The sequence below is a fragment of the Streptomyces sp. NPDC021019 genome, from assembly GCF_044333295.1.
Lineage (GTDB): Bacteria > Actinomycetota > Actinomycetes > Streptomycetales > Streptomycetaceae > Streptomyces.
Window position 1 is genome coordinate 1,199,828 of record NZ_JBIRQR010000002.1, and the last position, 24,829, is coordinate 1,224,656.

The window sequence follows — 24,829 nt, forward strand, 5'->3', positions numbered from 1 at the left end:
CTCGGGCCGGTCCGGTCACGTGCGGAGGGTCAGCCGATGGCCTTGTCGATCGTCCGCAGGGCCGCGTCCCAGGCGTCGTCGGGGCTGGTGCCGCGCTGCTCCATGTTGTTGATCTGGGTGGAGATGGAGTCCTTGATCACGCCGTCCTTCGGGCCGAGGACCGCCTCGGGGATGGACTTCGCGCCGTCGGCGTAGATCTGGCCGATGGGGGCGTTGTTGAAGTACGGCAGGGTCGCGTTCTTCACGTCGGGCAGCTCGTACGCGCCCTGGTTGGACGGGAAGACGCCGATCGTCTTGAAGACGGCGGCCTGCTGCTCGGGGGCGGTCAGCCACTTGACGAGCTTGGTGGCCTCGGCGACGTTCTTCCCGGACTTCGGGACGGCGAGGAAGGAGCCGCCCCAGTTGGCGGAAGTGTTGCCGGGGGCGCTGGTGATGTCCCACTTGCCCTTGTTGGCGTCACCGGCGTAGGTGGAGATCTGGCCGGCCATCCAGGCGGGACAGACGACGGTGGCGACGGTGCTCTTGCGCAGGGCCGCCTGCCACTGGTCCTCGAACTGGGCCAGGCCCTGCGTCAGCTTCTTGGACGCGGCCTCGGCGGCGAGCTTCCAGCCCTTCTCGACGCTGGCGCTCTTCTCGTAGATCGGCTTGCCGCTCGCGTCGTAGTACTGCTCGGGGCTGGAACTGACCACGGCGTTGAACATGGCGCTCGCGGAGTCCATGAAGTACGTGCCCTTGGGGGCCTTCTTCTTGTACTGCTCACCCAGGGCGAGGAAGTCCTCCCAGCCGCCCTCGGTCAGCTTCGCGACCTCGGCGCGGTCGGTGGGCAGTCCGGCCTTCTCGAACAGCTCACGGTTGTAGCAGAGGGACATGGGGCCGATGTCGGTGCCCGCGCCGATGACCGCGCCGCTGGGGGCGGTGGCCTGCTTCGCCTTCCACGACACCCACTCGTCCACGCCGATGGCCTTGGAGAGGTCGGCGAAGGAGTCCGCCTTGGTGTCGACGATCTCCTTGATCCGGCCGACCTCGATGCCCTGGACGTCGGCGAGGCCGCTGCCGGAGTTCAGCTGCTGGAGGAGCTTGGGGTAGTAGTTCTTCTCCTCGGCGGTGGTGTCCTCCTTGACCGTGATCTTCGGGTTCAGCTGGTGATACTTCTCGAAGAGCCCGGCCTCCTTGTAGCCGAACTGCCCGAAGTCGGCGAGGGTCAGGGTGATGTTCCCGTCCGCGTCGGCTCCCTTGTCCGAATCGGACGAGCCGCCGCATCCGGTGAGGAGGAGGGCGGTGACCGTGAGGCCCGTGGTGGCCACGAAGGCGGTTCTCCTGCGTCGACCGGCAACGCTGCGGGTGATGCGCATTCCACTGCTCCTTGTTCCGGGAAGGGGAAGCGCGCGAGACCTTCCCCCAGAGTGGGAGCGCTCCCATGCGCCGTTGCCGGAAGGTTGCTGCCTCAAGGGGGTGGGTGTCAAGAGTTGAAGACGATTCCGTTGCCGAGGGATGTCCAGCGGGTCACCGAGGGGATGTTGGGCCGCCCTCCCGTCGGAAGGTGAACGGGGGCAGGTCGGGCCGGGCGAGCTGCCGGAGGGGCCCACCCCTGTTAATTTCTCCCTTATGTACCTTTCGATCGTCCCGGTCGTCGACACCAGCCCCGGTGAGTGAGTCGGGATGGGCGTACTGCGCGACCATCCCGAACTGGCCCTCTTCTTCTGCCTCGCGGCCGGCTACCTGGTCGGCAAGCTTCGCGTCGGCCCGATCACGCTCGGCGGCATCTGCGGCACCCTGATCGTGTCGCTGCTGATCGGCACCCGGCACGTCAGCGTCGACGACGACGTCAAGACCGTCTTCTTCGCGCTGTTCATCTTCTCGCTCGGCTACCTGGCCGGACCGCAGTTCTTCGCCAACCTCAACCGCAAGAGCCTGCGCTTCTTCACGCTCTGCCTGATCGAGGTGGTCTGCGTCCTGGGCATCGCCTACGGGCTCGCCAAGGCCTTCGACCTGGACGTGGGCACGGCGTCCGGAATCCTCGCCGGAGCGGCCACCGAGTCCGCCGTCGTGGGGACGGCGACCGAGGCGATCGGCAAGCTGGAGGACCTGACCTCCGAGCAGATCAACCAGTACCAGGGACACGTGGCCACCGCGTACACGGTCTGCTACCTGTTCGGCCTGATCACCATCGTGCTCTACACCAGCCAGATCATGCCGATGCTGATGCGCGTCAACCTGGCGGACGCCTCCCGCGAGCTGTGGGAGAAGATGCGCGGCGGCCAGGGCGGGCTGGAGTCCGACGAGCGCGAGGCGCTGCCCGGCATGGTGGGCCGCACCTATCTGGTGACGCTGGCGGACGGGCGGACCGTCGGTGGTCTGGAGAGCGCTCTGGGCGGCCGGATCACCGTCGAGGGCGTCAAGCGCGGCAGCAGGCTGCTGACGCCCTCGCCCGGTCTTGAGCTGACGCTCAGCGACCTGATCCAGGTGGTCGGTGAGCGGGCGGCCATCATCGAGGCGGGCCGGGAGATCGGCCCGGAGACACCTGCCGTGCCGGGGCTCGACACCCCGCTGGCCACCAGTCAGGTCGCGGTCACCGAGAAGGAGACGATCGGCGCCACGATCGACCGGCTGGAGAAGCGCCATCCGGAGTTCCGCAGGGACGGCGTCTACGTCACCGACGTGCTGCGCAACGACCAGCACCTGCCCGCCAGCGGGGAGACGGTCCTCGCCCGGGGCGACGTGCTCACCCTGGTCGGCGCCCGGGGCGGGCTCAACCGGCTCGTCGCGAAGCTCGGCGCGGTGGTGAAGAACGACGCCACCGACTTCATCTACCTCGGTTTCGGCATCGTGGCGGGCTCCCTGCTCGGCCAGATCGTCGTGAAGCTCGGGGACATCCCGATGTCGCTCGGCACCGGCGGCGGCTGTCTGATCTCCGGCCTGGTCTTCGGCTGGTTCCGCTCCCGCAGCCAGACCTTCGGGGCGTTCCCGCCGCAGGCCGCGACCACGCTCAAGGACATGGGGCTGGCCGTCTTCATCGCCTGTACGGGGCTGGCGGCGGGGCCCCAGGCCTGGCCGCTGCTGAAGGAGTACGGCGCGCTGCTGCCGTTCGCGGGCATCGCCATGGTGCTGGTCCCGGCGACGATCTCCCTGATCGTCGGGCGCAAGCTGCTGAAGATCGAGAAGCCGCTGCTGATCGGCGCGATCGCCGGACAGCAGTGCTCGACCCCGGCGATCACCTCCATCACCCAGGTGGCCCAGAGCTCCGTACCGCTTCTCGGCTACACGATCACGTACACGCTCTCCAACTTCCTGCTGCCGCTGACCGGGCCCATCCTCGTCGGCGTCCTGGGGGCCTGACGTGATCGACTTCCTGAACCGGAACGTCTTCCAGCCCCACCCCGAGCTGCTCGTCTTCCTCGTCGTCGCGTTCGGCTTCCTGCTCGGGAAGGTCCGCTACCGGACGATCGCGCTCGGCGCGGTGACGGGCTGTCTGGTCGCCGGGCTGCTGCTCGGGGCCCAGTTCGAGGTCCGGATCGACGACACGGTGAAGAACCTGTTCTTCATCATGTTCCTGTTCGCCCTGGGCTACCGGGTCGGCCCGCAGTTCTTCCGGGGGCTGAAGAAGGACGGGCTGCCGCAGGTCGTCAACGCGGTGGTCGTCTGTGTGACCGGGCTGCTGGTGTCGTGGCTCTTCGCCAACCTGCTCGGTTACGGTCCCGGGCTCGGCGCCGGCCTCATGAGCGGGGCGCTGACCCAGTCGGCCGCGATCGGCGTCGCCCAGGACGCGATCGGCACCCTGCCCGGCCTCTCCCCCGCCGAGGTGAAGACCCAGGAGAACCTGGTCGCCGTCGGGTACGCGGTGACGTACCCGCTCGGCACCATCCTGTGCGCGATGCTCCTGGCCGACGTGCTGCCGAGGCTCTACCGCCGTGACCTGGCGAAGGAGAGCGCGGAGCTGGCGGCGGAACTGGACGCGCCGGACGAGAGCCCGGACGAGGGCGAGGGCTACTACGAGGTGGTGCTGCGCGCGTACAGCGTTCAGCGGCCCGATCTGGTGGGCCGCTCGGTGGCGGACTTCGAGGAGCAGCAGAAGGCGCTGGGCCGCCGGCTCTACCTCACCGGGATCCGCCGCGACGGCACGGTCCTGGAACACGACCAGTCCCGCGTCCTGCGCCTCGGCGACACCGTCGCGGTCAGCGCGATCCGGGGCGACCTGGTGGAGTTCGACGCGGTGACGCACATCGGGCCCGAGGCCGACGACGTGACGCTGCTGGGTTACCGCACCGAGACGCTGCACGTCGTCGTCTCGGAGAAGGCGCAGCTGGGCCGGACCGTGGAGGAGGTGCGGCGGGAGCCGTTCATGGTCGGCGTGTACATCGACAAGCTGTACCGGGCGGGGGCCCTCTTCCCCTACCGGCTGTCCACGAAGCTGGAGCGCGGCGACACACTCGTCCTCACCGGGCCGGAACGCCTGGTCGGCCCGGCGGGGAAGGCGCTGGGCAAACCCGTCCCGACGAGCTTCGCGACGGACATGGTCTGGGTCGGGCTCGGCATCTTCCTCGGCGGCTGCGTCGGTATCCCGGCGCTGACGGCGGGCGGGGTGCCGATCTCCCTGTCGACCTCGGGCGGCGGCCTGATCATGGGGCTCGTCTTCGGCTGGATCCGCGGCAAGTACCCGACGTACGGGAACGTGCCGCCGGGCGCGCAGTGGTTCATGGACACGCTCGGGCTCTGTCTGTTCGTGGCCGTCGTCGGCATCAACGCCGGGCCCGGTTTCACCAGCGGCCTTTCCTCGGCCGGCTGGGGGCTGCTGCTCCTCGGCGCGGTCGCCACCGTCGTGCCGCTGATCGTCGGGTTCCTGGTCGGGCACCACGTGCAGAAGATCCGCTTCCCGATCCTGATGGGCGTCCTGGCGGGCGGCCAGACCACCACGGCGGCGATCGGCGCCGTCAACGAGACCTCGAAGTCCCAGATCCCCACCCTCGGCTACACCATCCCGTACGCCGTCGGCAACGTCCTGCTGACGGTGTGGGGCGCCGTGATCGTCCTGCTCAACCACTGACCTGCTACGGAGTGGACCCCACCATGCACAGGACCAGCATCAGCCGCGAAGAGATCCGGTCGTTCGCCCAGCTCTCCCCGTTCGAGCTGAAGGACAAGTTCATCCAGATCGCGACGGCCGCACAGAGCGATCAGCCGGGCCAGAAGGGGAAGTCGACCCGGACGATGCTGAACGCGGGCCGCGGCAACCCGAACTGGGTGGCCACGGGGCCCCGGGAGGCGTACCACGCGCTCGGCTACTTCGCGATCTCGGAGTCCCGGCGGGTGTGGACGGCCGACAACCTGGGCGGCATGCCGGAGGAGGCGGGGTGTGCGGAGCGCTTCGAGCACTTCGTCCGTACGCACCCGGAGCTGCCGGGCATCGAGCTGCTGAAGGCGAGCGTGGACCTGGCGGTGAAGCGGTTCGGTTTTGACCGGGACGCGTTCGTGCACGAGCTGGCGGACTCCTCGATCGGCGACAACTACCCCGTACCGGACCGGATCCTGCACCACACCGAGCAGATCGTGCGCGGCTACATCGCGGACGAGATGTTCGACCACCGGCCGCCGGAGGAGCAGACGTTGAGCCTGTTCGCGACCGAGGGCGGCACGGCGGCGATGTGCTACGTCTTCGACTCGCTGATGAAGAACGGGATCCTGGCGAGGGGCGACCGGATCGCCCTGATGGTGCCGGTGTTCACCCCGTACCTGGAGATCCCGGAGCTGGACACGTACGACTTCGACGTGGTGCGGGTGGAGGCGAGCCTGTTCACGGAGACCGGGGTGCGGCAGTGGCGCTACCCGGAGGAGGAGATCGCCAAGCTGGCGGACCCGTCGGTGAAGCTGGTCTGCTGTGTGAACCCGAGCAACCCGCCCTCGCTGGCACTCTCCACCCGGGTCTCCGAGCAGATCGTGTCCATCGTCGGCGAGCGGAACCCGAACCTGATCATCGTGACCGACGACGTGTACGGGACCTTCGTGGAGGGCTTCCGCTCGCTCGCGGCGGACCTGCCGCGCAACACGATCCTCGTCTACTCCTACTCCAAGCACTACGGGGCGACGGGGTGGCGGCTCGGGGTGATCGCGCTGCACGACGACAACGTGATCGACGCGATGCTGGCGGAACAGGACCGAGAGCAGAAGGACCGGCTGGACAAGCGTTACGGAACGCTGTCGTTGGAGCCGGAGAAGATCCGCTTCATCGACCGGCTGGTGGCGGACTCCCGGCAGGTGGCGCTGAACCACACGGCGGGTCTGTCGCTGCCGCAGCAGATGATGATGGCGCTGTTCTCGCTGTTCGACATGTTGGACGAGGGCCAGGCCTACAAGCACCGGATCCGGGCGATCGTCCAGCAGCGGCTGGAACTCCTCCTGGAGGGCGCGCACATGAAGGTCTCGGAGGACCCGAAGCGGGCGGCGTACTACATCGAGCTGGACCTGCTGGCCGAGGCGGAGCGCGTGCACGGGAAGCCGTTCGCCGACTTCCTGGAGGAGAACTACGAGCCGGTCGACCCGCTGTTCCGGCTGGCCGAGCAGACCTCGGTGGTGCTGCTCAACGGCGGCGGCTTCGACGGCCCGGAGTGGTCGGTGCGGGTGTCGCTGGCCAACCTGGACGATCTGGATTATCTGAAGATCGGCCACCATCTGCGGGCGATCTTCGACGCGTACGCCCAGGAGTGGCGGGCCCGGGCCGGGTGAGGTGCACGCTCCGGCCGGAGGTGGGGTGGGGTCCGGCCGGAGCGCGCGGTGGGGGGCAAGGTGTGGTCCGGGGCCCGAGGGGGGAACACGGGCTGCTGGTGCCGGTTTCCCCGCCGTCACCGGGGCGACCGGTGGCGGCGGGGGCCGGCGTGGGGGTCTGTACCGCCGACGAGGAGGTACGACGAGAACGCTAGCGGCAAGGGAACGGGCGAAGAGGGCATTACGGGCCTCGCTCGACGTTCTTAGGGCGGGCTTAAGGAACCCATCGGCGCGGGTTAATGCTGGGGCCCTGGGACGGTCGTGGTCCGGGGTTCCTTGCGCCGCTGCCAGCCGGCCCGGCGGCCGACCCGGCGGCCGTGACCGCGCCGGCCGCGCTCGGGGCGGCTGCCGTACAGGCCGATCCAGATCCGGACCTCCGTGCCACCGAGGACGGACCGGCCGATGCGCAGGTCGCCGCCGGTGGACTCGGCGACCCGGCGCACGATGTCGAGGCCGAGGCCGGTGGAGCCGACGGACCCGCTCGCGGCGTCGCGCCCGCTGGCGCCCCGGGCGAGGGCGGCCTCCGGGTCGGAGATCCCCGGGCCGGCGTCGGAGACGAGCACGATGACCGCGTCGCCGCTGTGGTGGACGTCGACGGAGAAGGCGGTGCCCTCGGGGGTGTGGCGGAAGACGTTGCCGAGCAACGCGTCCAGGGCGGCCGCCAGTTCGGGGCGGGCCACGGGGATGCGCACCGTACGGTCGACTCCCGCGAGGCGCACCTCGCGGCCCTCGTCCTCCGCGAGCGCCGACCAGAAGCCCATGCGTTCACGGATCACCTCGGAGGCGTCGCAGCCCGCCCCCGCCTGCCCGCCCGGGGACTGCGGGCGCTGCTCGCGAGCGGTCCGGATGATCGTGTCGACCTCGCGCTCCAACTGCTGGACCGCCGCCCGGGTCTGTTCGGCCGCCGGACCCTCGCCGAGGGACGCGGCGTTCAGCCGGAGCACGGTGAGCGGGGTGCGCAGCCGGTGCGAGAGGTCGGCGGCCAGCTCGCGCTCGTTGGCCAGGAGCTGGACGACCTGGTCGGCCATGGAGTTGAACGCGATGGCCGCGGAGCGCAGTTCGGTGGGGCCGTCCTCGGGGACCCGGGTGCCCAGGCGGCCCTCTCCCAGGTCCTGGGCGGCGCCCGCGAGGCGCTGCGCGGGCTGCACCATCCGTACGCCGAGCCGGTCGGCGACCGCGACCGAGCCGACGATCAGCGCGACGCCGACGCCCGCCAGCGTCAGCCACGCGGTGGCGACCCCGTGGGAGACCTCGGCCTCGGGGACGAACACCTCGACGACGGCGATGTCCCCGGTGCCCAGCGCGGTCGGCTGGAGGAGCGCGAAGCCGCCGGTGACCTCGGTGATGGAGGCGCGCCCGGCCCTGCGTACCGTCGCGACGTCCTTGGGGGTGGCGCGCCGGGTGCCGATGTCCGGAGCCCCTCCTCCGACGGGGACATGGACGGCGAGGTGTCCCCGGTCGCCCGGTTCGGTGGACAGGACGGCCCGGGTCAGCTCCTCGCGGTCGGTGGTGATGGAGAGCGTCGGGGCGATCATCGCGGCCTGGCGTTCGGCGTCGGAGAACGCCCGGTCGCTGGCCATCTCCCGGATGACGAGTCCGAGCGGCACGGCGAAGGCGATGACGACCATGGCGGTGACCGCGAGGCAGACCTTGACCAGGGCCCATCTCATGCGGGCGGCTCCGTGAGCGGCGTATCGACCGGAGTACCGGCCGGGGCGTCGGCCCTGGCATCGGCCGGGGCGTCGGCCGGCGGCTGGAGCTTCACGCCGACGCCGCGCAGCGTGTGCAGATAGCGCGGCCGGGCGGCGGTCTCGCCGAGCTTGCGGCGCAGCCAGGACAGATGGACGTCGATGGTCTGGTCGTCGCCGTAGGACTGCTGCCAGACCTCGGCCAGCAGCTCCTTGCGGGCGACGACCACGCCGGGCCGTCCGGCCAGGAAGGTGAGCAGGTCGAATTCGCGGCGGGTCAGGTCGAGTTCGGACCCGTTCAGCTCGGCGGTGCGGCGCAGCGGGTCGATGGAGAGCCCTCCGACGCGGATGACCCTGGGCGGCGGCGCCTCACCGCCGGCGGCGCGCGAGCGGCGCAGCACGGCGGCCATCCGGGCGGAGAGGTGCTCGACGGAGAACGGCTTGGTCAGGTAGTCGTCGGCGCCGTCGTTGAGCAGCCGGACGATCTCGCTCTCGTCGTCCCGGGCGGTGGCGATGATCACGGGCACATCGGTGATGGACCGCAGCATCTTCAGCGCCTCGGCGCCGTCCAGGTCGGGCAGCCCGAGGTCGAGGATGACCACGTCGAAGCGGAAGTGCGCGACCTCGCGCAGGGCTTCGAGCGCGGTGCCCACGCTCCGTACCGTGTGGGAGGCCTCACTGAGGTGCCGGATGAGGGCGGAACGTACGAACTGGTCGTCCTCGACCACGAGCACACTTGCCATGGGCGGCACCGTACGCCATGCCGGCGGGCCCGGTCCCGGTGCCGCCGGAAACCTCCGTAAAGGCCGGAGAAGAGCGGTTGTTCACGACCTCCGGGGCCGACGGGGCGGGCCGGGTGGGGCAGGATGTGCCGATGCGACGAGGACTCGTACACGCGCTGGCGTGGTTGCTCGCCACCGGCGCGGCGGTCACGCTCTCGTGGTGGGGTGTGCACACGGTCATGACGGGGACGGCCTACGACCCGCCCCGGGCCGTGCCGGTCTCGATGGGTTCGGGACCTCCTCAGCGCATCGGACAGAGCACCGGGGAGCCGCTCGTCTCCTCGACACGTCGGACCTCCCCCTCCCCCTCCCCCTCCGCCTCCGCCTCGTCGCGCACCGGCGGGGCGAGCCCGTCGCCGTCGGCCCCACGCCCCTCCCGTACGCCGTCGGCCACCCCGGCGAAGCCGCCCGCGCCCGCGACCTCGGGCGAGGTGAAGAGCTATCGCACCGACGGCGGCCGGGTGGTGTTCGAGCTCGGCAGGCGCTCGGCGAAGCTTGTCTCGGCGACGCCCGAGCCGGGCTGGTCGATGCAGGTGTGGACGAACGACGCGTGGATCCGGGTGGACTTCAGCGACGGGGGCGGGAGGGACGGGAAGACGTACTCGGTGTTCTGCACCTGGAACGGGACGCCGCCGACGGTGCAGGTCGTCGAACCGTGATCCGGGTCTGACCAGGGGCGGGTCACGGGTTCTCGAAGACGGACGGCGGCGGCGCGGGCGACGGTCTGGCCGCGGCGTCGGTCACGACGGCCGCGCCGCCGGTGAAGTCGGTGAGCGCGCGGCCGTGTTCGACGCGGCCGGGGTGCGGGTCGCTCGCCACCCGCCGGGTGAACTCCGCGACCGGGAGCGCCACGGCCGAGGCGAGCAGGACCGCGTTGCCGAAGCGGCGGCCCCGCCACACCACCGGGTCGGCGGCCAGCGCCAGTTCGGGGAAGACAGCGGCGGCGGTGGCGACCTGGCCGCGCAGATGGGCGAGCGGGGGGCCGTCGGCGAGGTTGGCGGCGTACCGCCCTTCGGGCTTCAGGACCCGGCGGACCTCGGCGAGGAATTCGGCGGAGGTCAGGTGGGCGGGGGTACGGGCGCCGCTGAACACGTCCGCGATGATCAGGTCGGCCCAGCCGTCCGGGAACCTGCCGAGCCCCTCGCGGGCGTCGGCGGCCCGGACCCGGACCCGGGCCTGGGGGTCCAGCGGGAGGTGGTCGCGGACGAGCTGGACGAGGGGCGCGTCGAGCTCGACGATCTGCTGGGTGGAGCGGGGGCGGGTCGCGGCGGTGTACCGGGCGAGGGTGAAGGCGCCGCCGCCCAGATGCAGGACGTGCAGCGGCTGGGGCGGGGGTGCGGCGAGGTCGATGACGTGGCCGAGGCGGCGCTGGTAGGCGAACGAGAGGTGCCCGGGGTCGTCGAGGTCCACATGGGACTGCGGAGCGCCGTCGATCAGGAGCGTCCAGGCACCCGGGCGTTCCCGGTCGGGTATGAGCTCGGCGAGTCCGCCGCCGACCTGCTGGGAGACCGGCTCCCGCTCGGCCCGGCCGGATCCCCGGCCGCCGCCCTGACGCCCCTTCGCGCCGTCGGCTCCGCCTTTGCCCGCGGCCTTGTTCCGGCCGGCTGCCCTGCCCTTGTCCGCGGCCTTGTCCTTGCCTCGGGCCGGCGCTCCTCGACGTGCCACGTTCGCTGGTCCTTGCTGGTGGGGGCCCGGGTCGCCGGCCGCGCGGAGGTGTTCCCCCGTCCCTCCATTATGGGCTCAGCAGCAGTTGTCGGCCGCCTCGATCAGCCGGGCGGCCTGGTCGAGGGCGGCGCGGAGCACGGCCGGATCGGTGACCGGGGCGTCCTCGGCGGGCGGGAGCAGCCAGCCGGAGCCGGGGCCGGGCGGCTCGGCGGGGATGCGCAGCCCACGGCCGTCGGTCCGCGTACAGGCACTGCCCGGTACGTCCCAGGCGTCGGCGGTGCCCGGCGGTACGAGGAAGCCGAGGGTGTCGCAGGCGCCGTCGTGCAGGACCGGGCCGACGGGCTCCTGGTCCCGCCCGCGGCGGAGGATGTCGACGGCCTCCAGCCCCTGCCGGGCGGGGACCGTGACGAGGTCGCAGGACTGGTCCCCCTGCGCCGGGGCCATCGGTTTCGTCGAGGTCGTCCGTGAGCCGGTCTCCCTGCCGAGATGCAACAAGGGAACCCCTCCTCTCATCGCCGAACGGAGCCACGCTCCGTCTCCACGTGGACCAACGCCCCCGGTACGTCAAGGGCTACGGGCCCACACCGCCGCAAAGGGTGGCAGTTCATGGCAGATCAGGGGTGGTATGCCCCCTTTCGCGACGAAACGCTGTGTGTGCGTCCCGTCACAACAGGTACGTTCTTGCTCCGCCGGGCTCCGGGATCCACGGGCCTCGGCCGCACCAGAGAGGGGCCGGCCATGGCGGCGACAGCGGCAGTTCCCAACCTCGCCTTCCGTCAGCTGCGCGGGCAGCGGTCCGCCGGGGAGTTCGCGGCGGCCGTCCGCAGAGCGGCGCGGGAGATCGGGGAGCAGGTCGCGTGCGACGCCCGCTACATCGGGCGCGTGGAGTCCGGGGAGATCCGCTGCCCCAACTACGCCTACGAACGCGTGTTCCTGCACATGTTCCCGGGGGCATCCCTGGCCGACCTGGGGTTCTCGGCCCGCGAGAGCGTACGGGGGCGGGGCGCCCGGGTCGTGTCCGAACCGCCGCCCGCGACGGAGGCGGCGGCTTCGGGCCCTCCCCCTTCCTCTTTCCCTTCCGGCCCCGCCCTTCTCCACCGCGACACCGAAACCGACGACATCCCCGAGGAGAGCGACGTGCTGCGTCGCGTGTTCATGACGAGCGGCACCACCACGGTGGCGGCCGCTTCCCTGGGTCTCGGCGGGGCGCCCGCCTCCGCCGCCCGGCTCTCTCTGCCCGCGCAGCGCCGGGTCGGCGAGGCGGAGGTGAACGCCGTCGAGAAGGCCGTACGGCAGATCCGGCTGCTGGACGACCGGCACGGCGCGGACGGGCTCTACCGGCGGGCCGCGCAGCCGCTGCGCGCGGCGTACGAGCTGCTGGACGCCGGGACCACCGCACGGCGCGCCACCTCGGACCGGCTGCACGCGGGCGCGGGCGAGCTGGCCATCTCGGTCGGCTGGCTGGCCCACGACTCGGGCCGCTTCGACGACGCCCGCTCGCACTACGCGGAGGCGCTGGCCACGGCGCGGCTGGCCGGGGACGCGGGGCTTGAGGCGCACGCGTTCTGCAACACGTCGTTCCTGGCCCGGGACGCGGGGCGGCCCCGGGAGGCGGTACGGGCGGCGGAGGCCGGCCGGCGGGCCGCGCGCACGCTGGGGTCGCCCCGGCTGCTGGCCCTGCTCGCGCTGCGGGAGGCGGGGGGCCGGGCGGGGCTCGGGGACCGGACGGGGTGCGACCGGGCGATCGGGCGGGCCCGGGCGGCGTTCGACCGGGGCACGGCGGCGGCTGATCCGGAGTGGATGAGCTTCTTCCGGGAGGCGGAGATGGAGCTGCTGGAGGCGCAGTGCTGGTCGGCGCTGGGCGACTGGTCCCGTGCCGCGCGGCACGGGCGGCGGGCGACGGCGCTCCAGGACGCGCACTTCACCCGGAACCTGGCCCTGTACCGGGCCCAGCTCACGGGTGACCTGGCCCGGGCGGGGCGGGTGGACGAGGCGGCGGCGACGGGGCACCAGGTGCTGGACCTGCTGGCCCGGGTCCAGTCCTCGCGGATCCGGGGGATGTTGGCGGGGGCGGCGCGGGTGCTGGAGCCCCGGGCCGGGGCGGGCCCGGTGGCCGCCTTCCTGACCCGCCACCGGGAGTCGGCCCCGGGCCCGGCCGGCACCCTGCCCGGCGCGGGCGGCGGCCACCCCGGCCGGTAGCGCCCCCTCGGCCCGTCTCGGTCCAGCCCCCCGCCGAGCCCCCTTGGCCTGTCCGCGGCCACCTCGGCACGTTCCGGGGTGCGAAACCCTCCTGAGGTGCGGAAACCCAGCCCGTCACCGGCGCTTGAGGACCGAACTGACCAGCACCTTCCGGGGTGCGGAAACCCAGCCCGTCCGGCGCTTGAGGACAGAACCGACCAGCACCTTCCGGGATGCTGATCAGGGCCTCCCGCGCCACGGGACCCGTGAAGATCCCGCCCACGGGACGAAGGGTTCCGTCCTCAAACGCCGGACAGGGCGGGACGGGCTTCGGCCCCAAGCGCCGGGCCGGCCGGGGGCCGGGCACGGTTTCGGCCCCGAGCGCCGCGCCGGACAGGGCCCGGAGGGCGTCAGCGGTCCAGGTGGCCCGTGTCGTTCCAGCGCTCCACGGCCGGCAGGCCGTACGCCCAGCCCAGGACCGACAGCGACGTCGGGTCCAGGCGGATGCGGGCGCCGAAGGACAGGTCCTCTCCCAGCCATCGCGCGCCCAGCGCCCGCAGGATGTGGCCGTGGGCGAAGACCAGGACGTCCCGGTCCGCCGAGCGGGCCCAGGCGACGATCTCGTCCGCGCGGGCGGTGACGTCGGCGACGGACTCGCCGTCCGGGACCCCGTCGCGCCAGATCAGCCAGTCGGGTCGGTCCGCCTTGATCTGGGCCGGTGTCAGGCCCTCGTACGCCCCGTAGTCCCATTCCATCAGCGCGTCCCACGGCACGGCCCGCTCCTCGAACCCGGCGAGTCGGCAGGTCTCGGCGGCCCGGACGAGCGGGCTGGTGCGGACCTCGACGCCGGGCAGCCCCGCCCAGGGCGCCCGGTGCAGCCGCTCGCCGAGGAGCTTCGCGCCCTCGCGCCCGTCGTCCAGGAGCGGGATGTCCGTCCTGCCGGTGTGGTTGCCCCGGACCGACCACTGGGTCTGGCCGTGCCGGGCGAGCAGGATGCGCGATGCCATGAAGGCTCTCTCCCTGGAACGTTGGTGCTGTTGGGCCCTTCCATCATCCCGTACCGGCCCGGCAGGCAACCTCCCGGGCCGTGCGGGCGTCCCATCCTGAGCAGCGCCCCGGCCGGGAGTTCGGACCAGGGCGGGGACCGCTGCGTGCGGGATGTCCGGCAGGGGACCCCCGGGGGAGACGGCGGCACGGTGCCGCCGTACGGTTGAACGTTCGTCGTCGGCCGCATGAACATGGGGAGAGCTACCGGATGCCGCACGCCACCGCGCCGCCCGCAACCGGTCATCGGCCCCGCTGGTGGACGGAGCTGCCACTGATCGCGGTGGTGTACGCGCTGTATTCGGTGGGCCGGCTCCTGGTGCGCGGGGACGTGTCGACGGCGGTCGACCACGGCCTGGCGATCCTGCGGCTGGAACAGGCGCTGTACCTCAACGCCGAGCACCCGCTGAACCGCCTCTTCACCAGCACCCCGGCGCTCGGGATACCCGCCGACTTCGCTTACGCGTCCCTGCACTACGTGGTCACCCCGGCCGTCCTCATATGGATGTTCCGGCGCAGGTCGGCCGCGTACCGGGCGGCCCGGGTCTGGCTGATGAACTCCACGCTGCTGGGGCTGGTCGGCTTCACGCTGATGCCGACCTGCCCGCCCCGGCTGCTGGACGCGAGCCACGGCTTCGTCGACACGATGGCGCAGTACAGCGCGTACGGCTGGTGGGGCGCGGGGGCGAGCGCCCCGCGCGGGCTGAGCGGGATGACCAACCAGTACGCGGCGATGCCCAGCCTGCACGTCGGGTGGTCCCTCTGGTGCGGGATCCTGCTGTGGCGGCACGGCCGCCGTCCCCTCGTGCGGGCGGCGGGCGTCGCCTATCCGCTGGTCACCACGGTCATCGTGATGGGCACCGCCAACCACTACTTCCTGGACGCCGTCGCGGGCGCCGCGGTGATGGGCGTCGGAGCCCTGCTGGTCAGGCCCGTCGTGCGGGTCGCCGACCGGTTCAAGGCGTGGGGCGCGGCGCGGTTCACCGGGCCGGCCGCCGTCCTGTTCGCGAGCGGCGGCGGGGGCGGCCGGAGCACCGTCGCCGGCTCCGTATCCGCGGGCGTGCCCCCGAATGTCAGTACCGGATGCAAGACTTCCCCGGGTGAGCGAATCCCCGGCCAGCGGACCACCTCCGCAGATCCCCCCGGCACGGCAGTCAGCGGCACCACAGCCGGCGACGACGCCGACGCGGCCGCGAGCGACGACGCTCCGGCAGCGGCTCGCTGAGCTGCGCGGCCCGTCCGTCCCACCGCACCCGCTCGACGCGAGAGCTCTGGCCGCCCTCGCCGCCAATCCCGGCTGCAGGCGGCGGGCCCTGCTCGACGGCGCCGGGGTGGACAAGGGCGTGCTGGCCACCGCGCTCGGCTCCCCCGCCCCCTTCGGGCAGTCCCAGTTCGCCTTCATGCGGGGCAACGCGTTCGAGGCGAAGGTCAAGGCCGACGGCGGGGCGGAGCTGCTGCGCCTGCTGTACGAGCGGCTCGGCGGCGGGGCCGAGGCCCCGGCCGGGGACGCCGCCACGCCCGATCTGAGCGCCGCCGGTCCCGAGGGCCGCGCCGCGCGCACCGCGCTCGCGCTGCGGGAGGCCACGGCGGCGGGCGGCTGGACGCTGCTGGACCATCCGATGCTGGCCCTGGAGGTGGCGGGCTCCCCCGCCTATCTGGAGCCCGACGCGGTCGTGGTGCACCCCGACGGCCGGTGGACGGTGGTCGAGATCAAGTCGTTTCCCATGATCGACGCGTCGGCCGACCCGTCGAAGGTCGGGGCCGCCGCCCGGCAGGCCGCGGTGTACGTGCTGGCGCTGGAACGGGTCGCGGCGGTCACCGAGGGTGCGGAGGTCGGGCACCGGGTGCTGCTGGTCTGCCCCAAGGACTTCTCGAACCTGCCGACCGCCTCCGTCGTGGACGTACGCAAGCAGCGCGCCGTGACCCGCCGGCAGCTGACCCGGCTGACGCGCGTCGAGGACATCGCGACGGGGCTGCCGGAGGGGACGACGTTCGATCCGGCGTGTCCGCCCGAGGAGCTGGGCGCCGCCGTGGCGGCGGTGCCCCCTGCCTACGCCCCGGAGTGCCTGGCCGCGTGCGAGCTGGCCTTCCACTGCCGGGCGAAGTCCCGGGCCGTGGGGGCCGTGGAGGCGCTGGGCCGGAGCGTGCGGGGTGAACTGGGCGGGCTGACCACGGTGGCCGGGGTGCTGGCCGCCGCCGCGGGCAAGGAGGGCGATCCCGCCGATCCGACGGTCGCCGCGCTGCGCCGGGCCGCCGCCCTGCGCGCCGAGGCGCTGGAGAGCGCCTCCGCCGCACGCGCCGGGGCCGATGTGCCGGAGGGTGCGGCCCCATGTCGCTGATCACCACCCTGGCCCGGCTGGAGGCCGTCGACACCGGCCGCGCCCAGCCGCTGGCCACCGTCCGGCACCGCCATCTCACCGACCGGCCCCTCGTGCTGGTGCCGCTGACCACCGCCGGTGAGGCCGGGGCCCCGCTCGGGGCGCTGGTCGGCACGGACCGGGAGGCGCCCCGGCTGCTGGCCGTCGCCCAGCCCCGGGACCGGGACCTGCGCTTCGCGTTCCTGGCCGAGCTGGCGGAGGCCGTCCTCCCGCACATCGAGGCGTACGCGGACGTCGTCGAGCCCGCCGAGCGCAACGAGACGGACCCGGTGACCGGCAAGAAGGCCAAGGTCGAGGTGGAGCTGTGCACGGACGCCGCGCAGCTGATCGTGCCGAGCCGGGCGGGCGTCGAGTTCGTCCGGCTGCTGGGCCGGTCCATGCGGTTCCGCCGTACCGCCGAGGACGATCCGGACACCCCGTATCCGGCCCCGGCCCGGGTGCCGCTGCTCGGCCGCTGGCTGACGCACTACGGGGAGCGGGCCCGGGTGCCCGGCTCCTCGCTGCTGCCCGCCGTCACGGATCTGCTGAACCGGCACTGGGCGACCGGGCAGAGCAGCCTGGAGGACCAGCACCTGGGCGCGCTGCTGGCCTGGATCGACCCGCCGGCCGGCTCGTCGGGGGCCGAGGCCGCGCTCCGGGCGGAGCTGGCCCGGGACGAGGAGGGCCAGTTGCTGTGCCCGCCGGCGGGCCCGGCCACCGACCCGGAGTTCGACAACCGCCTTCTCGCCCCGGCGATCGAGCGGTACGACCGGGCGCGCACGGCGCTCGCGTCCGCCGAGGACGGACTCGCCGCCGATGCCCGCCTGGGTGAGCTGAGCGCCGCCGAGCGGGAGATCCGCTCGCTGCTGGCGCGGGTCATGCTGCCGACCTGGGACGCGGTCTGGCGGGGTCTCGACCTGCTGCGGGAGCTGCCCGAAGGGGCCCGGGCCGAGGACCGCTGGACCCGGGACCGGTGGTCGTTCACCGCGCACCGGGACCGGGTGCGTTCGGGCGAGCCGCCGCAGCCGCGCCGCGACGACGCGGTGACGGCGGCCCAGAAGCTGGCCTCCCGGGAGACCGCCCAGGCCCAGCTGGAGGCGCAGGAGGCGCTGGACGATCCGCTGGTGCTGGCGGGGCGGCGGCTGGCGGGCGAGGCGTTCCTCGCCACGGTGTCCGGGGTGGAGATGGTGTACACCGAGTCCAAGCGGCCCTCCCCGCGCCCGCTGGTCACCGTCCGCACGGACGAGCGTCCGCACCTGGCCGAGCGGACGAAGGTCTACCGCTCGCTGGCGGGCAAGCCGCAGACGGCGGAGTTCGTGCGGTACGCGGACGGGCCCCCGGCCGACGACGGCGAGGTCCCGCTGGTGCTGCGGATCCTGGACCGGATGGGCCGGGGCAAGGAGCCCGCGCCCGGTTCGGTGCCGGAGCCCGGCGAGCGGATCGCCTGGACCCTGTTCGAGCATGACCAGCGCGGCGGCCCGAAGCTTCCGGACCCGGAGGAGACGCCGTGGACCCACGGCGGCCCGCCGGGCGCGGACGCCACCGAGCGCCCGGAGCTACCCGACCCCGTGACCCCGGAGGACCTGCTGTGAGGACCGTCTTCGACCCGGGCGCGGAGGCGGCGCGCGCGACCGGCGCGATCCTCGACGACACCCTCCGCGGCAGTGCCCGGGGCATCGTCGTGGACTCGCCCCCCGGTGCCGGGAAGTCGACGCTGGTGGTCCGGGCGGCCCTGGAGCTGGCCGCCGCCGGGCACCCGCTGATGGTGATCGCGCAGACCAACGCCCAGGTCGACGACCTGGTGGTGCGGCTCGCGGAGAAGGACCCGGAGCTGCCGGTGGGCCGGCTCCACAGCAGCGACTCCGATCCGTACGACAAGGTCCTGGACGGGCTGGCGAACGTCAGGAAGTCGGCGAAGGCGGCGGATCTGGCCGGGCTCGACGTGGTGATCTCGACGGCCGCCAAGTGGGCGCACGTGAAGAACGTGGAGCCGTGGGGGCACGCGATCGTCGACGAGGCGTACCAGATGCGCTCCGACGCGCTGCTGGCCGTGGCCGGGCTGTTCGAGCGGGCGCTGTTCGTCGGGGACCCGGGCCAGCTGGACCCGTTCTCGATCGTCGGCGCCGACCAGTGGGCGGGACTGAGCTACGACCCGTCCGCGAGCGCGGTGTCCACGCTGCTCGCGCACAATCCGGAGCTGCCCCAGCACCGGCTGCCGGTGTCGTGGCGGCTCCCGGCGTCGGCCGCCCCGCTGGTGTCGGACGCGTTCTACCCGTACACGCCCTTCCGCAGCGGTACGGACCACGGGGACCGGCAGCTCTCCTTCGGAGTGGCGTCGGACGGGTCGGGGCCCGACCGGGTGCTGGACGAGGCGGCGGAGTCCGGGTGGGGGCTGCTGGAGCTGCCCGCCCGGCACACCCCCCGCACCGACCCCGAGGCGGTACGGGCGGTGGCGCAGGTGGTCCGGCGGCTGCTGGACCGGGGCGGGGTCGCGACGAGCGAGCGGGCCGAGGAGCCGGTGCCGGTGACGGCGGACCGGGTGGCGGTCGGCACGGCCCACCGGGACCAGGCGGCGGCGGTGCGGGCGGCCCTCGCGGAGCTGGGCGTCACCGGGGTGACGGTGGACACGGCCAACCGCCTCCAGGGGCGCGAGTTCGACGTCACGGTGGTGCTGCACCCGCTGTCGGGGCGGCCCGACGCCACCGCGTTCCACCTGGAGACGGGCCGCCTGTGCGTGCTGGCCTCGCGGCATCGGCACGCCTGCGTCGTGGTGTGCCGGGAGGGGGTGGCGGACCTGTTGGACGAGCACCCGTCCACGGAGCCGGTCCAGCTGGGCGTCACGGTGAAGTTCCCCGACGGCTGGGAGGCGAACCACGCGGTGCTGGCCCACCTCTCGGAGCGCCGGGTCCGGTGGCGACCCTGAGCCGGGGACACGTGCCGGCCACCCTGGGCCCGGTGCGCGTCTCGGCCCTGCCGCCCCGCGTGGGAGGCGCTCCCCCGCGCCCCCGCCGTACGCCCCGGCCCCCTTGCGCGGGGTTGGACAATGGAGGGTGGCCGTCCGGATCTTCCGGCCATCAGGTCGTCCGAGGAAGGAACACCCCATGACACAGTCCGAGCGGAACGAACGGCAGCGGCTGCGCCCCGCGCCGCTGCTTTTCGAGCCGTCTCAGGCCACGGCGGATCCGGAGCACTTCTTCGACCTGGAGTCGGTGGAGGACCCCCGTGAGCTGCTGGCCCGCGCGACCGAGCTGACGCAGGCCTTCCGGGCGGCCACGGACCGGTCGGTGGAGTTCCAGGCGATGGCGGCGGCCCAGCTCGCCGACCCGCGCCGGTTCGACCGGCTGACCGCGGCGGACGTGGCGGAGCGCGCGGAGTGGACCGAGGACTACGCGAAGAAGATGATCGAGTTCGGCCGCTCCCTGCTGGACGCGCCCGGAGCCTGACCCACGTGGCCCGGGGCTATGGCCCGGGGCTCGTGGCTTATGGCCCGGGGCTTATGGCGCGTGGCCCGTGGCGCCCACGAGGCCGTTGGAGCCGGTGGGACCTCTGGCGCCGATGTGACCTGTGAGAGCGGGCGAGTTCGGTGGGCCGATGGAAAAGCCCATGGGGCGGATGGGGCCTGTGAGTCCTGTGGGTCCTGTGGGTCCTGTGGGTCCTGTGGGGCAGATACCGGTACGCCAGGCCGGGGGTCAGGTCCCGTGGCATATTCCGGCGGGCAAGATACCCCTCCCCCTCCCGGCCTGTCCCGGTTTCCGGCAACTCTCGGAACCCTTCCCGTCACTCCGGGTAGACCTTGCTCCATGAGCGCATGGCTGAAAGACGAAACGACCCTGCAAGCCGGTGCCGCCCCGCGCCACGGCGTCGACATCTTCGCCCTGCTGCGGGACCAGTCCGGCCCCCAGGCCGCACGGGTCACGGCGGCCGGCGCCGCCTGGCTGGCGGGGGCCGCCCCCTATCCGCGCAGCACGCTCGCCCACTGGGAGGAGCGCCCCAAGGCCCCCGGCGTGCTTCCCTGCGGTTCCGCTTTCGACGTCGTGAACGTGCCGGCGCTGTTCGGGCGGCGGATGCTGGAGCAGCTCTGGGCCGAGGGGCCCGGCTCCGGTCCGGTCGCCACGCACCGGGGCCGGATGCTGCTGTTCGCCGCCCCCGGAACGGCCCAGCGGCTGCCCTCGCTGCTCGCCTGGGAGGAGTGGGGAACCAGCGGTTCCGGGGGCGCCGGAGACTCCCGGAAGCAGCGCGGCACGGTGCCGCCCCTGCTCTGTCACGGCACCGGCGACGCCGTGACCGTACCCCCGCTGACCTGTGCGTCGACCGAGGGCGGGCCGCGTTGGGTGGTCGCCCCCGACACCCGCAATCCCTGGCTCCCGGGCCCCGATGTGCTGCTCTGGGCGTGTGTGCGGGTGAGCCGGTCCGCGTCGCCCCCGAGTGCCGGGCATTCGATTTTTCCTCGGGCGGATCAGGGTGCTAATGTCTACGACGTCACCAGGCGCCGTTAGCTCAGTTGGTTAGAGCAGCTGACTCTTAATCAGCGGGTCCGGGGTTCGAGTCCCTGACGGCGCACAGACGGAAGAAGCCCCCCGCGGAAGCGGGGGGCTTCTTCGTTCACCCGTGTGCCGCGAGATCCTCCCCGGGACTCTCCGCGGGACCGTTCCGGACGCCGGTGGTGATCCGGACGGTCCAGGAGCCGGACGGGGTGCGGTCGGCGACCTCGACGCGGGTGTCGTCGCCCGGCACGGTGAAGGTCTCCCCGACGGCGAGCGGGGCGTCGGCCAGCGGCGGGTAGACCGAGCGGTCCCAGCAGGCCCCGGTGTCCGGGTGGGTGTCGACCACCTCTACGGGCCCGCCGCCGGAGGCCGTCTCGCTGCGGACGCGGTAGATCAGGATGCCCTCGGCGCAGGTGTCCCGGTCGTTCCCGATGGCGCTGCGGGCCTCGATGGCCAGGACGCTGCCGGCACCGGTGCGGACGACGGCGAGCCGGGTCCCGATCGACCCGCCGGGGACCGGGGCCGCGGCGACCGGTTCGAGGGTGAGGTCGGCCGAGCCCTGGACGCAGACGACCTGGCGTCCGCCGAGCCAGCCGAGCTTCCACTTGTGCCAGCCGAACAGGTCCGGGGCCAGGCCGAACTGGCTGCCCATGACGTCCCAGTCGCCGACGTGGGTGTCCCAGTCGCCCTTGCCGTCGGTGGGCCGGTGGTAGAGGTCGGCGAGGTCGAAGACGTGTCCGGTCTCGTGGGCGAGGACGTTGCGGTCGGGCGGGTGCTGTTCGAAGACGGTGACGACGCGCCGGATGTCGCTGTCGTCGGCGCGCAGCGGCCGGTCGAAGTTGACGACCTTGGTGGCGTCCGAGTCGACGCCGGGGGCGTCCGGGTCGGCCACCAGGTAGACGACGTCGTACCGGGAGAAGTCCACGTCCGCGTCGGCGGCGTCGATGGCGTCGCGCAGGTAGGCGGTCCGCCGCTCGGCGTTCCAGTCACGCTCTATGCCGTACCAGGTGGAGTCGCGCGGCATCCGCGTCCAGGTCCGCTGCGGATGGGGGCGCAGGGTGAACCGGCCATAGCTGGCGCGCTCGAAGAAGCGGGTCGTGGCGGGGAAGTGGTCGGCGGTGAGCGCCTCGGGCGTGAGGGTGGGTTCGGAGTCCGGGAAGGACAGGAAGATCATGACCGCATCAAGCCCCCGGTCGGGGCGCGGGTACGCCCCGTTCCAGGTGTCCAGGCCGAGCGAGTGGTGCGCCGCCGTCCGGGGCAGGGCGCAGGGGGTGGCGTCCTCCATGGCGGCCGCGGCGGGGCCCGCGACGAGGGACGTGGCGGCGAGCGCCAGGAGGGAGGTGGCGGCGGCGGCCAGACTGCGCAGTGGCGGCCGTTCCGCTCCCCCGGGTCCGCGACGGCACGGCACATCGACCTCCGGGTGGGGAAACACGGTCCATCCCGTCCACCCTGTGCCGCTTCACCACGCCACGCCCTGTTGTGCTGCCCCACACGGGTTCAGCGGAACAGGATCGCCACCCACACCTTCACGGAACGTCACCGCCGACCATTCGAGCCAACCAATGAAACAGATCCGCACAGAAATGATCAGAATTGGGCAAAGCGGAATGCCTGCTCCCGATCTCTCGCGGACCCGCGCGATGGCCCGGACCGGATGGTGAGCTGGAAGGGCCGACGCGGCACCCTCTATGCTTCACCACGCTTTCCCGCGTGGAACGGGCCCGTTAACAGGCCCGCCACTCGGTGGCCAGTCCGACCCCACCAGTTCACGACGACCTTCACAGCGGGAGCGAGCGGTGAGCGGAACCTCCGAAGGGCTGGGCGCCCCGGCAGGCACGGCCTCCGGCGCGCCCCCCGCGCCGGTCACGGAGCGTCATATGACGGCGATGGACCCAACGGTCACCGGCCCGCAGGCCGTGGACCCAACGGTCACGGACCCGCCGGTCACGGACCCGCCGGTCACCGACCCGCAGGCCGTGGACCCGCCGGTCGCGGACCCGCAGGTCGTGGACCCAACGGTCACGGACCCACCGGTCACGGATCCGGTGCCCCGGGGCCCGGGCGCCGGGCCCCCGCCCCCCGCCGACGGGGGCCCCACCAGCTGCGAACTGCGCGACTACCGGGCCGCCTTCAACGCCGCCACGCTCCCCATGGGCGTCGTCGACGGCCGGGGCCACGTCGTACGGGCCAACGAGGCGCTCGGCGGGCTTCTGGGCGCCGCGGCGGCGGTCCTCGCCGGGCGGCAGGCGAGCGAGCTGCTCGATCTCGCGTCCGACGACCGCACCTGGCACGCCTATCGGGAGGTCCTGCTGGGCCGCCGCTCCCGGTTCCGCTGCACCCGCCGGCTCAAGCACCCCGACGGGCGCTCCTTGTGGGCCGAGATCACCGTCGTGCCGGTGACCGGAGCGTCGGCGGCGGAGCCGGCCCGGGTCCTGCTGACGGTCGCTGACGTCAGCGACCGGCGCGAGCTCCAGGAACGGCTGCGCCACCTCCAGATGCACGACCCGGTGACCCGGCTGCCCAACCGGACGCTGTTCTTCGAGCGCCTCGCCTCGGCCCTGGAGACCCCGCCGTACCAGGACGACTCCCTGCCGCCGCGGCAGCACGCCCGGATCGGGCTCTGCTACCTGGACCTGGACGGCTTCAAGGCGATCAACGACACCCTGGGGCACCGGACCGGGGACCGGCTGCTGGCCGCCGTCGCCGCGCGGCTCACCGACTGCGCCGAGAACGACGCCTCACGCCATTCCGGCGGCAGCCGACTGGTGGCGCGCCTGGGCGGCGACGAGTTCGCGATCCTGGTCGAGGACTCGGCGGGGACCGAGGAACTCGCCGAGCTGGCCCGCTCGGTCCTCGCCGCGCTCCAGCAGCCGTTCGATCTCGCGGGACAGCGGCTTTCGGTCTCCGCGTCGATCGGGGTGGTCGAACGGGCCGCCGCGGGCACCTCGCCCACCGGGCTGATGCAGGCCGCCGACACCACGCTGTACTGGGCGAAGGCGGACGGCAAGGCCCGCTGGACCCTGTTCGACCCCGAGCGCAACGCCCACCGCATGACCCGGCAGTCCCTCTCCTCCACGCTCCGGCCCGCCGTGGAGCGCGGCGAGTTCACGCTGGAGTACCAGCCGCTGGTCGGGATGGCGGACGGGGTGCTGCGCGGCGTCGAGGCGCTGGTGCGCTGGAACCATCCGCAGTTCGGTGTGCTGCCGCCGAATCGGTTCGTCCAGATCGCCGAGGAGGACGGATCGATCGTCCAGCTCGGCCGCTGGGTGCTGCGCACCGCGTGCCGGCAGGCGCGGCGCTGGCAGCTCGACCACCCGGACGAGCCGCCGCTGTTCATCAGCGTCAACGTCGCCGTACGGCAGGTCTGGGACTCCGACCTGGTCGCCGACGTGGACCGGATCCTGGCCGAGACCGGGCTGGCCCCGGGGCTGCTCCAGCTGGAACTGACCGAGTCGGCGGTCATGGGCTCGGGCGGCCGTCCGCTGCGGGCGCTCCAGGCACTGAGCGACATGGGCGTACGGATCGCCATCGACGACTTCGGGACCGGCTATTCGAACCTCGCCTACCTCAGTCGGCTGCCCGTCTCCGTGCTGAAGCTGGACGGGGCGTTCGTGAAGGGCTTCCGGTACGAGGACGGTACGCATCCGAGCCCCGCCGACGAGACGATCGTGGAGGCCATGGTGCAGCTGGCGCACCGCCTGGGCCTGACCGTCACCGCGGAGTGCGTGGAGACGGCCGGGCAGGCGGAGCGGCTGCGGCGGATCGGCTGCGACACCGGGCAGGGGTGGCTGTACTCGCGGGCGGTGGCACCGGAGCAGATCGCCGGGCTGATCGGGTCCCGGCCGCTGGAGGGCTGAGCGTGACCGGTCGGATCC

19 protein-coding genes and 1 tRNA gene are annotated in these 24,829 nt (G+C 73.0%); 13 read left to right on the plus strand and 7 right to left on the minus strand.

Annotated elements, in window-relative coordinates; genetic code table 11:
- Positions 1-29: 29 nt before the first annotated feature.
- Positions 30-1,352 (minus strand): extracellular solute-binding protein, encoded by a 1,323-nt coding sequence (locus ACH4RG_RS16390; RefSeq protein WP_398539708.1) that lies wholly within the window; start codon positions 1,350-1,352, stop codon positions 30-32.
- Positions 1,353-1,659: 307 nt separating this feature from the next.
- Here ACH4RG_RS16390 and aspT (ACH4RG_RS16395) point away from each other — a divergent pair, with 307 nt between their 5' ends.
- Genes aspT (ACH4RG_RS16395) through ACH4RG_RS16405 form a run of 3 tightly spaced genes read left to right on the plus strand, consistent with a single transcriptional unit; the run spans position 1,660 to position 6,717 of the window.
- A complete protein-coding gene (gene aspT / locus ACH4RG_RS16395; protein WP_397917018.1) occupies positions 1,660-3,336 on the plus strand; it encodes an aspartate-alanine antiporter in 1,677 nt (558 codons plus the stop codon).
- A 1-nt stretch (position 3,337) separates the two neighbouring features.
- Entirely contained in the window at positions 3,338-5,041 is a 1,704-nt protein-coding gene (aspT, locus tag ACH4RG_RS16400; protein WP_398539709.1) for an aspartate-alanine antiporter, read from the plus strand.
- A gap of 23 nt (positions 5,042-5,064) precedes the next feature.
- Positions 5,065-6,717, plus strand: coding sequence for a bifunctional aspartate transaminase/aspartate 4-decarboxylase (locus tag ACH4RG_RS16405; RefSeq protein ID WP_398160547.1), 1,653 nt, complete (start codon positions 5,065-5,067; stop codon positions 6,715-6,717).
- A 275-nt stretch (positions 6,718-6,992) separates the two neighbouring features.
- Here the strand turns inward: ACH4RG_RS16405 and ACH4RG_RS16410 are convergent, their stop codons facing one another.
- Positions 6,993-8,426 carry an ATP-binding protein gene (locus ACH4RG_RS16410; RefSeq protein ID WP_397917021.1) on the minus strand — a complete coding sequence of 478 codons (1,434 nt, stop codon included), beginning with the start codon at positions 8,424-8,426 and terminating at the stop codon, positions 6,993-6,995.
- Positions 8,423-9,187 carry a response regulator transcription factor gene (locus tag ACH4RG_RS16415; protein WP_397927983.1) on the minus strand — a complete coding sequence of 255 codons (765 nt, stop codon included), beginning with the start codon at positions 9,185-9,187 and terminating at the stop codon, positions 8,423-8,425. Before ACH4RG_RS16415 ends, ACH4RG_RS16410 begins: the two co-directional genes overlap by 4 nt.
- A 131-nt stretch (positions 9,188-9,318) precedes the next feature.
- Between ACH4RG_RS16415 and ACH4RG_RS16420 the strand changes: the two genes are divergently transcribed.
- Entirely contained in the window at positions 9,319-9,885 is a 567-nt protein-coding gene (locus ACH4RG_RS16420; RefSeq protein WP_398539710.1) for a hypothetical protein, read from the plus strand.
- A gap of 22 nt (positions 9,886-9,907) precedes the next feature.
- Here ACH4RG_RS16420 and ACH4RG_RS16425 read toward each other — a convergent pair whose 3' ends face one another.
- Positions 9,908-10,891: a spermidine synthase gene (locus ACH4RG_RS16425; protein WP_397917024.1), complete on the minus strand. Its 984-nt coding sequence runs from the start codon at positions 10,889-10,891 to the stop codon at positions 9,908-9,910.
- A 75-nt stretch (positions 10,892-10,966) separates the two neighbouring features.
- The gene (locus ACH4RG_RS16430; RefSeq protein WP_397917245.1) at positions 10,967-11,335 is read right to left on the minus strand and encodes a hypothetical protein; all 369 of its coding nucleotides are present in this window, start codon (positions 11,333-11,335) and stop codon (positions 10,967-10,969) included.
- 294 nt (positions 11,336-11,629) lie between these two features.
- Between ACH4RG_RS16430 and ACH4RG_RS16435 the strand changes: the two genes are divergently transcribed.
- Positions 11,630-13,090, plus strand: a complete 1,461-nt coding sequence (locus ACH4RG_RS16435) for a tetratricopeptide repeat protein (RefSeq protein ID WP_397927979.1) — start codon at positions 11,630-11,632, stop codon at positions 13,088-13,090.
- A 389-nt stretch (positions 13,091-13,479) separates the two neighbouring features.
- On the opposite strand, the gene ACH4RG_RS16440 is transcribed toward ACH4RG_RS16435, so the two are convergent.
- Positions 13,480-14,076: a histidine phosphatase family protein gene (locus ACH4RG_RS16440; protein ID WP_397917026.1), complete on the minus strand. Its 597-nt coding sequence runs from the start codon at positions 14,074-14,076 to the stop codon at positions 13,480-13,482.
- Between the two features lie 248 nt (positions 14,077-14,324).
- Here ACH4RG_RS16440 and ACH4RG_RS16445 point away from each other — a divergent pair, with 248 nt between their 5' ends.
- The 7 genes from ACH4RG_RS16445 to ACH4RG_RS16475 all read left to right on the plus strand — a co-directional run bounded on the left by ACH4RG_RS16445 (position 14,325) and on the right by ACH4RG_RS16475 (position 21,030).
- Entirely contained in the window at positions 14,325-15,338 is a 1,014-nt protein-coding gene (locus tag ACH4RG_RS16445) for a phosphatase PAP2 family protein (protein WP_398539711.1), read from the plus strand.
- Positions 15,339-15,444: 106 nt separating this feature from the next.
- Positions 15,445-16,452, plus strand: a complete 1,008-nt coding sequence (locus tag ACH4RG_RS16450; protein ID WP_398539787.1) for a hypothetical protein — start codon at positions 15,445-15,447, stop codon at positions 16,450-16,452.
- On the plus strand, positions 16,443-18,062 hold the full coding sequence (locus ACH4RG_RS16455; protein ID WP_397917029.1) for a hypothetical protein: 1,620 nt from the start codon (positions 16,443-16,445) through the stop codon (positions 18,060-18,062). The genes ACH4RG_RS16450 and ACH4RG_RS16455 overlap by 10 nt, the downstream gene beginning before the upstream one ends.
- Positions 18,059-19,393, plus strand: coding sequence for an AAA domain-containing protein (locus ACH4RG_RS16460; RefSeq protein ID WP_397917030.1), 1,335 nt, complete (start codon positions 18,059-18,061; stop codon positions 19,391-19,393). Before ACH4RG_RS16455 ends, ACH4RG_RS16460 begins: the two co-directional genes overlap by 4 nt.
- A gap of 178 nt (positions 19,394-19,571) precedes the next feature.
- The gene (locus ACH4RG_RS16465) at positions 19,572-19,913 is read left to right on the plus strand and encodes a hypothetical protein (RefSeq protein ID WP_003968962.1); all 342 of its coding nucleotides are present in this window, start codon (positions 19,572-19,574) and stop codon (positions 19,911-19,913) included.
- A 357-nt stretch (positions 19,914-20,270) separates the two neighbouring features.
- On the plus strand, positions 20,271-20,966 hold the full coding sequence (locus ACH4RG_RS16470; RefSeq protein WP_397917031.1) for a bifunctional DNA primase/polymerase: 696 nt from the start codon (positions 20,271-20,273) through the stop codon (positions 20,964-20,966).
- Positions 20,957-21,030, plus strand: a tRNA-Lys gene (locus ACH4RG_RS16475). Before ACH4RG_RS16470 ends, ACH4RG_RS16475 begins: the two co-directional genes overlap by 10 nt.
- A 42-nt stretch (positions 21,031-21,072) precedes the next feature.
- On the opposite strand, the gene ACH4RG_RS16480 is transcribed toward ACH4RG_RS16475, so the two are convergent.
- Positions 21,073-22,362: a M6 family metalloprotease domain-containing protein gene (locus ACH4RG_RS16480; RefSeq protein WP_397917246.1), complete on the minus strand. Its 1,290-nt coding sequence runs from the start codon at positions 22,360-22,362 to the stop codon at positions 21,073-21,075.
- Between the two features lie 388 nt (positions 22,363-22,750).
- On the opposite strand from ACH4RG_RS16480, the gene ACH4RG_RS16485 reads away from it, so the two are divergent.
- Entirely contained in the window at positions 22,751-24,811 is a 2,061-nt protein-coding gene (locus tag ACH4RG_RS16485) for an EAL domain-containing protein (protein ID WP_398539712.1), read from the plus strand.
- The last annotated feature ends 18 nt before the right edge of the window (positions 24,812-24,829 follow it).

What these genes read in the sequence shown, in the direction of transcription:
- ACH4RG_RS16390 (WP_398539708.1), bottom strand. Translation starts at nt 1,352, where the DNA reads ATGCGCATCACCCGCAGCGTTGCCGGTCGACGCAGGAGAACCGCCTTC.
- aspT (WP_397917018.1), top strand. Translation starts at nt 1,660, where the DNA reads ATGGGCGTACTGCGCGACCATCCCGAACTGGCCCTCTTCTTCTGCCTC.
- ACH4RG_RS16405 (WP_398160547.1), top strand. Translation starts at nt 5,065, where the DNA reads ATGCACAGGACCAGCATCAGCCGCGAAGAGATCCGGTCGTTCGCCCAG.
- ACH4RG_RS16410 (WP_397917021.1), bottom strand. Translation starts at nt 8,426, where the DNA reads ATGAGATGGGCCCTGGTCAAGGTCTGCCTCGCGGTCACCGCCATGGTC.
- ACH4RG_RS16415 (WP_397927983.1), bottom strand. Translation starts at nt 9,187, where the DNA reads ATGGCAAGTGTGCTCGTGGTCGAGGACGACCAGTTCGTACGTTCCGCC.
- ACH4RG_RS16420 (WP_398539710.1), top strand. Translation starts at nt 9,319, where the DNA reads ATGCGACGAGGACTCGTACACGCGCTGGCGTGGTTGCTCGCCACCGGC.
- ACH4RG_RS16430 (WP_397917245.1), bottom strand. Translation starts at nt 11,335, where the DNA reads ATGGCCCCGGCGCAGGGGGACCAGTCCTGCGACCTCGTCACGGTCCCC.
- ACH4RG_RS16435 (WP_397927979.1), top strand. Translation starts at nt 11,630, where the DNA reads ATGGCGGCGACAGCGGCAGTTCCCAACCTCGCCTTCCGTCAGCTGCGC.
- ACH4RG_RS16440 (WP_397917026.1), bottom strand. Translation starts at nt 14,076, where the DNA reads ATGGCATCGCGCATCCTGCTCGCCCGGCACGGCCAGACCCAGTGGTCG.
- ACH4RG_RS16445 (WP_398539711.1), top strand. Translation starts at nt 14,325, where the DNA reads ATGCCGCACGCCACCGCGCCGCCCGCAACCGGTCATCGGCCCCGCTGG.
- ACH4RG_RS16455 (WP_397917029.1), top strand. Translation starts at nt 16,443, where the DNA reads ATGTCGCTGATCACCACCCTGGCCCGGCTGGAGGCCGTCGACACCGGC.
- ACH4RG_RS16465 (WP_003968962.1), top strand. Translation starts at nt 19,572, where the DNA reads ATGACACAGTCCGAGCGGAACGAACGGCAGCGGCTGCGCCCCGCGCCG.
- ACH4RG_RS16470 (WP_397917031.1), top strand. Translation starts at nt 20,271, where the DNA reads ATGAGCGCATGGCTGAAAGACGAAACGACCCTGCAAGCCGGTGCCGCC.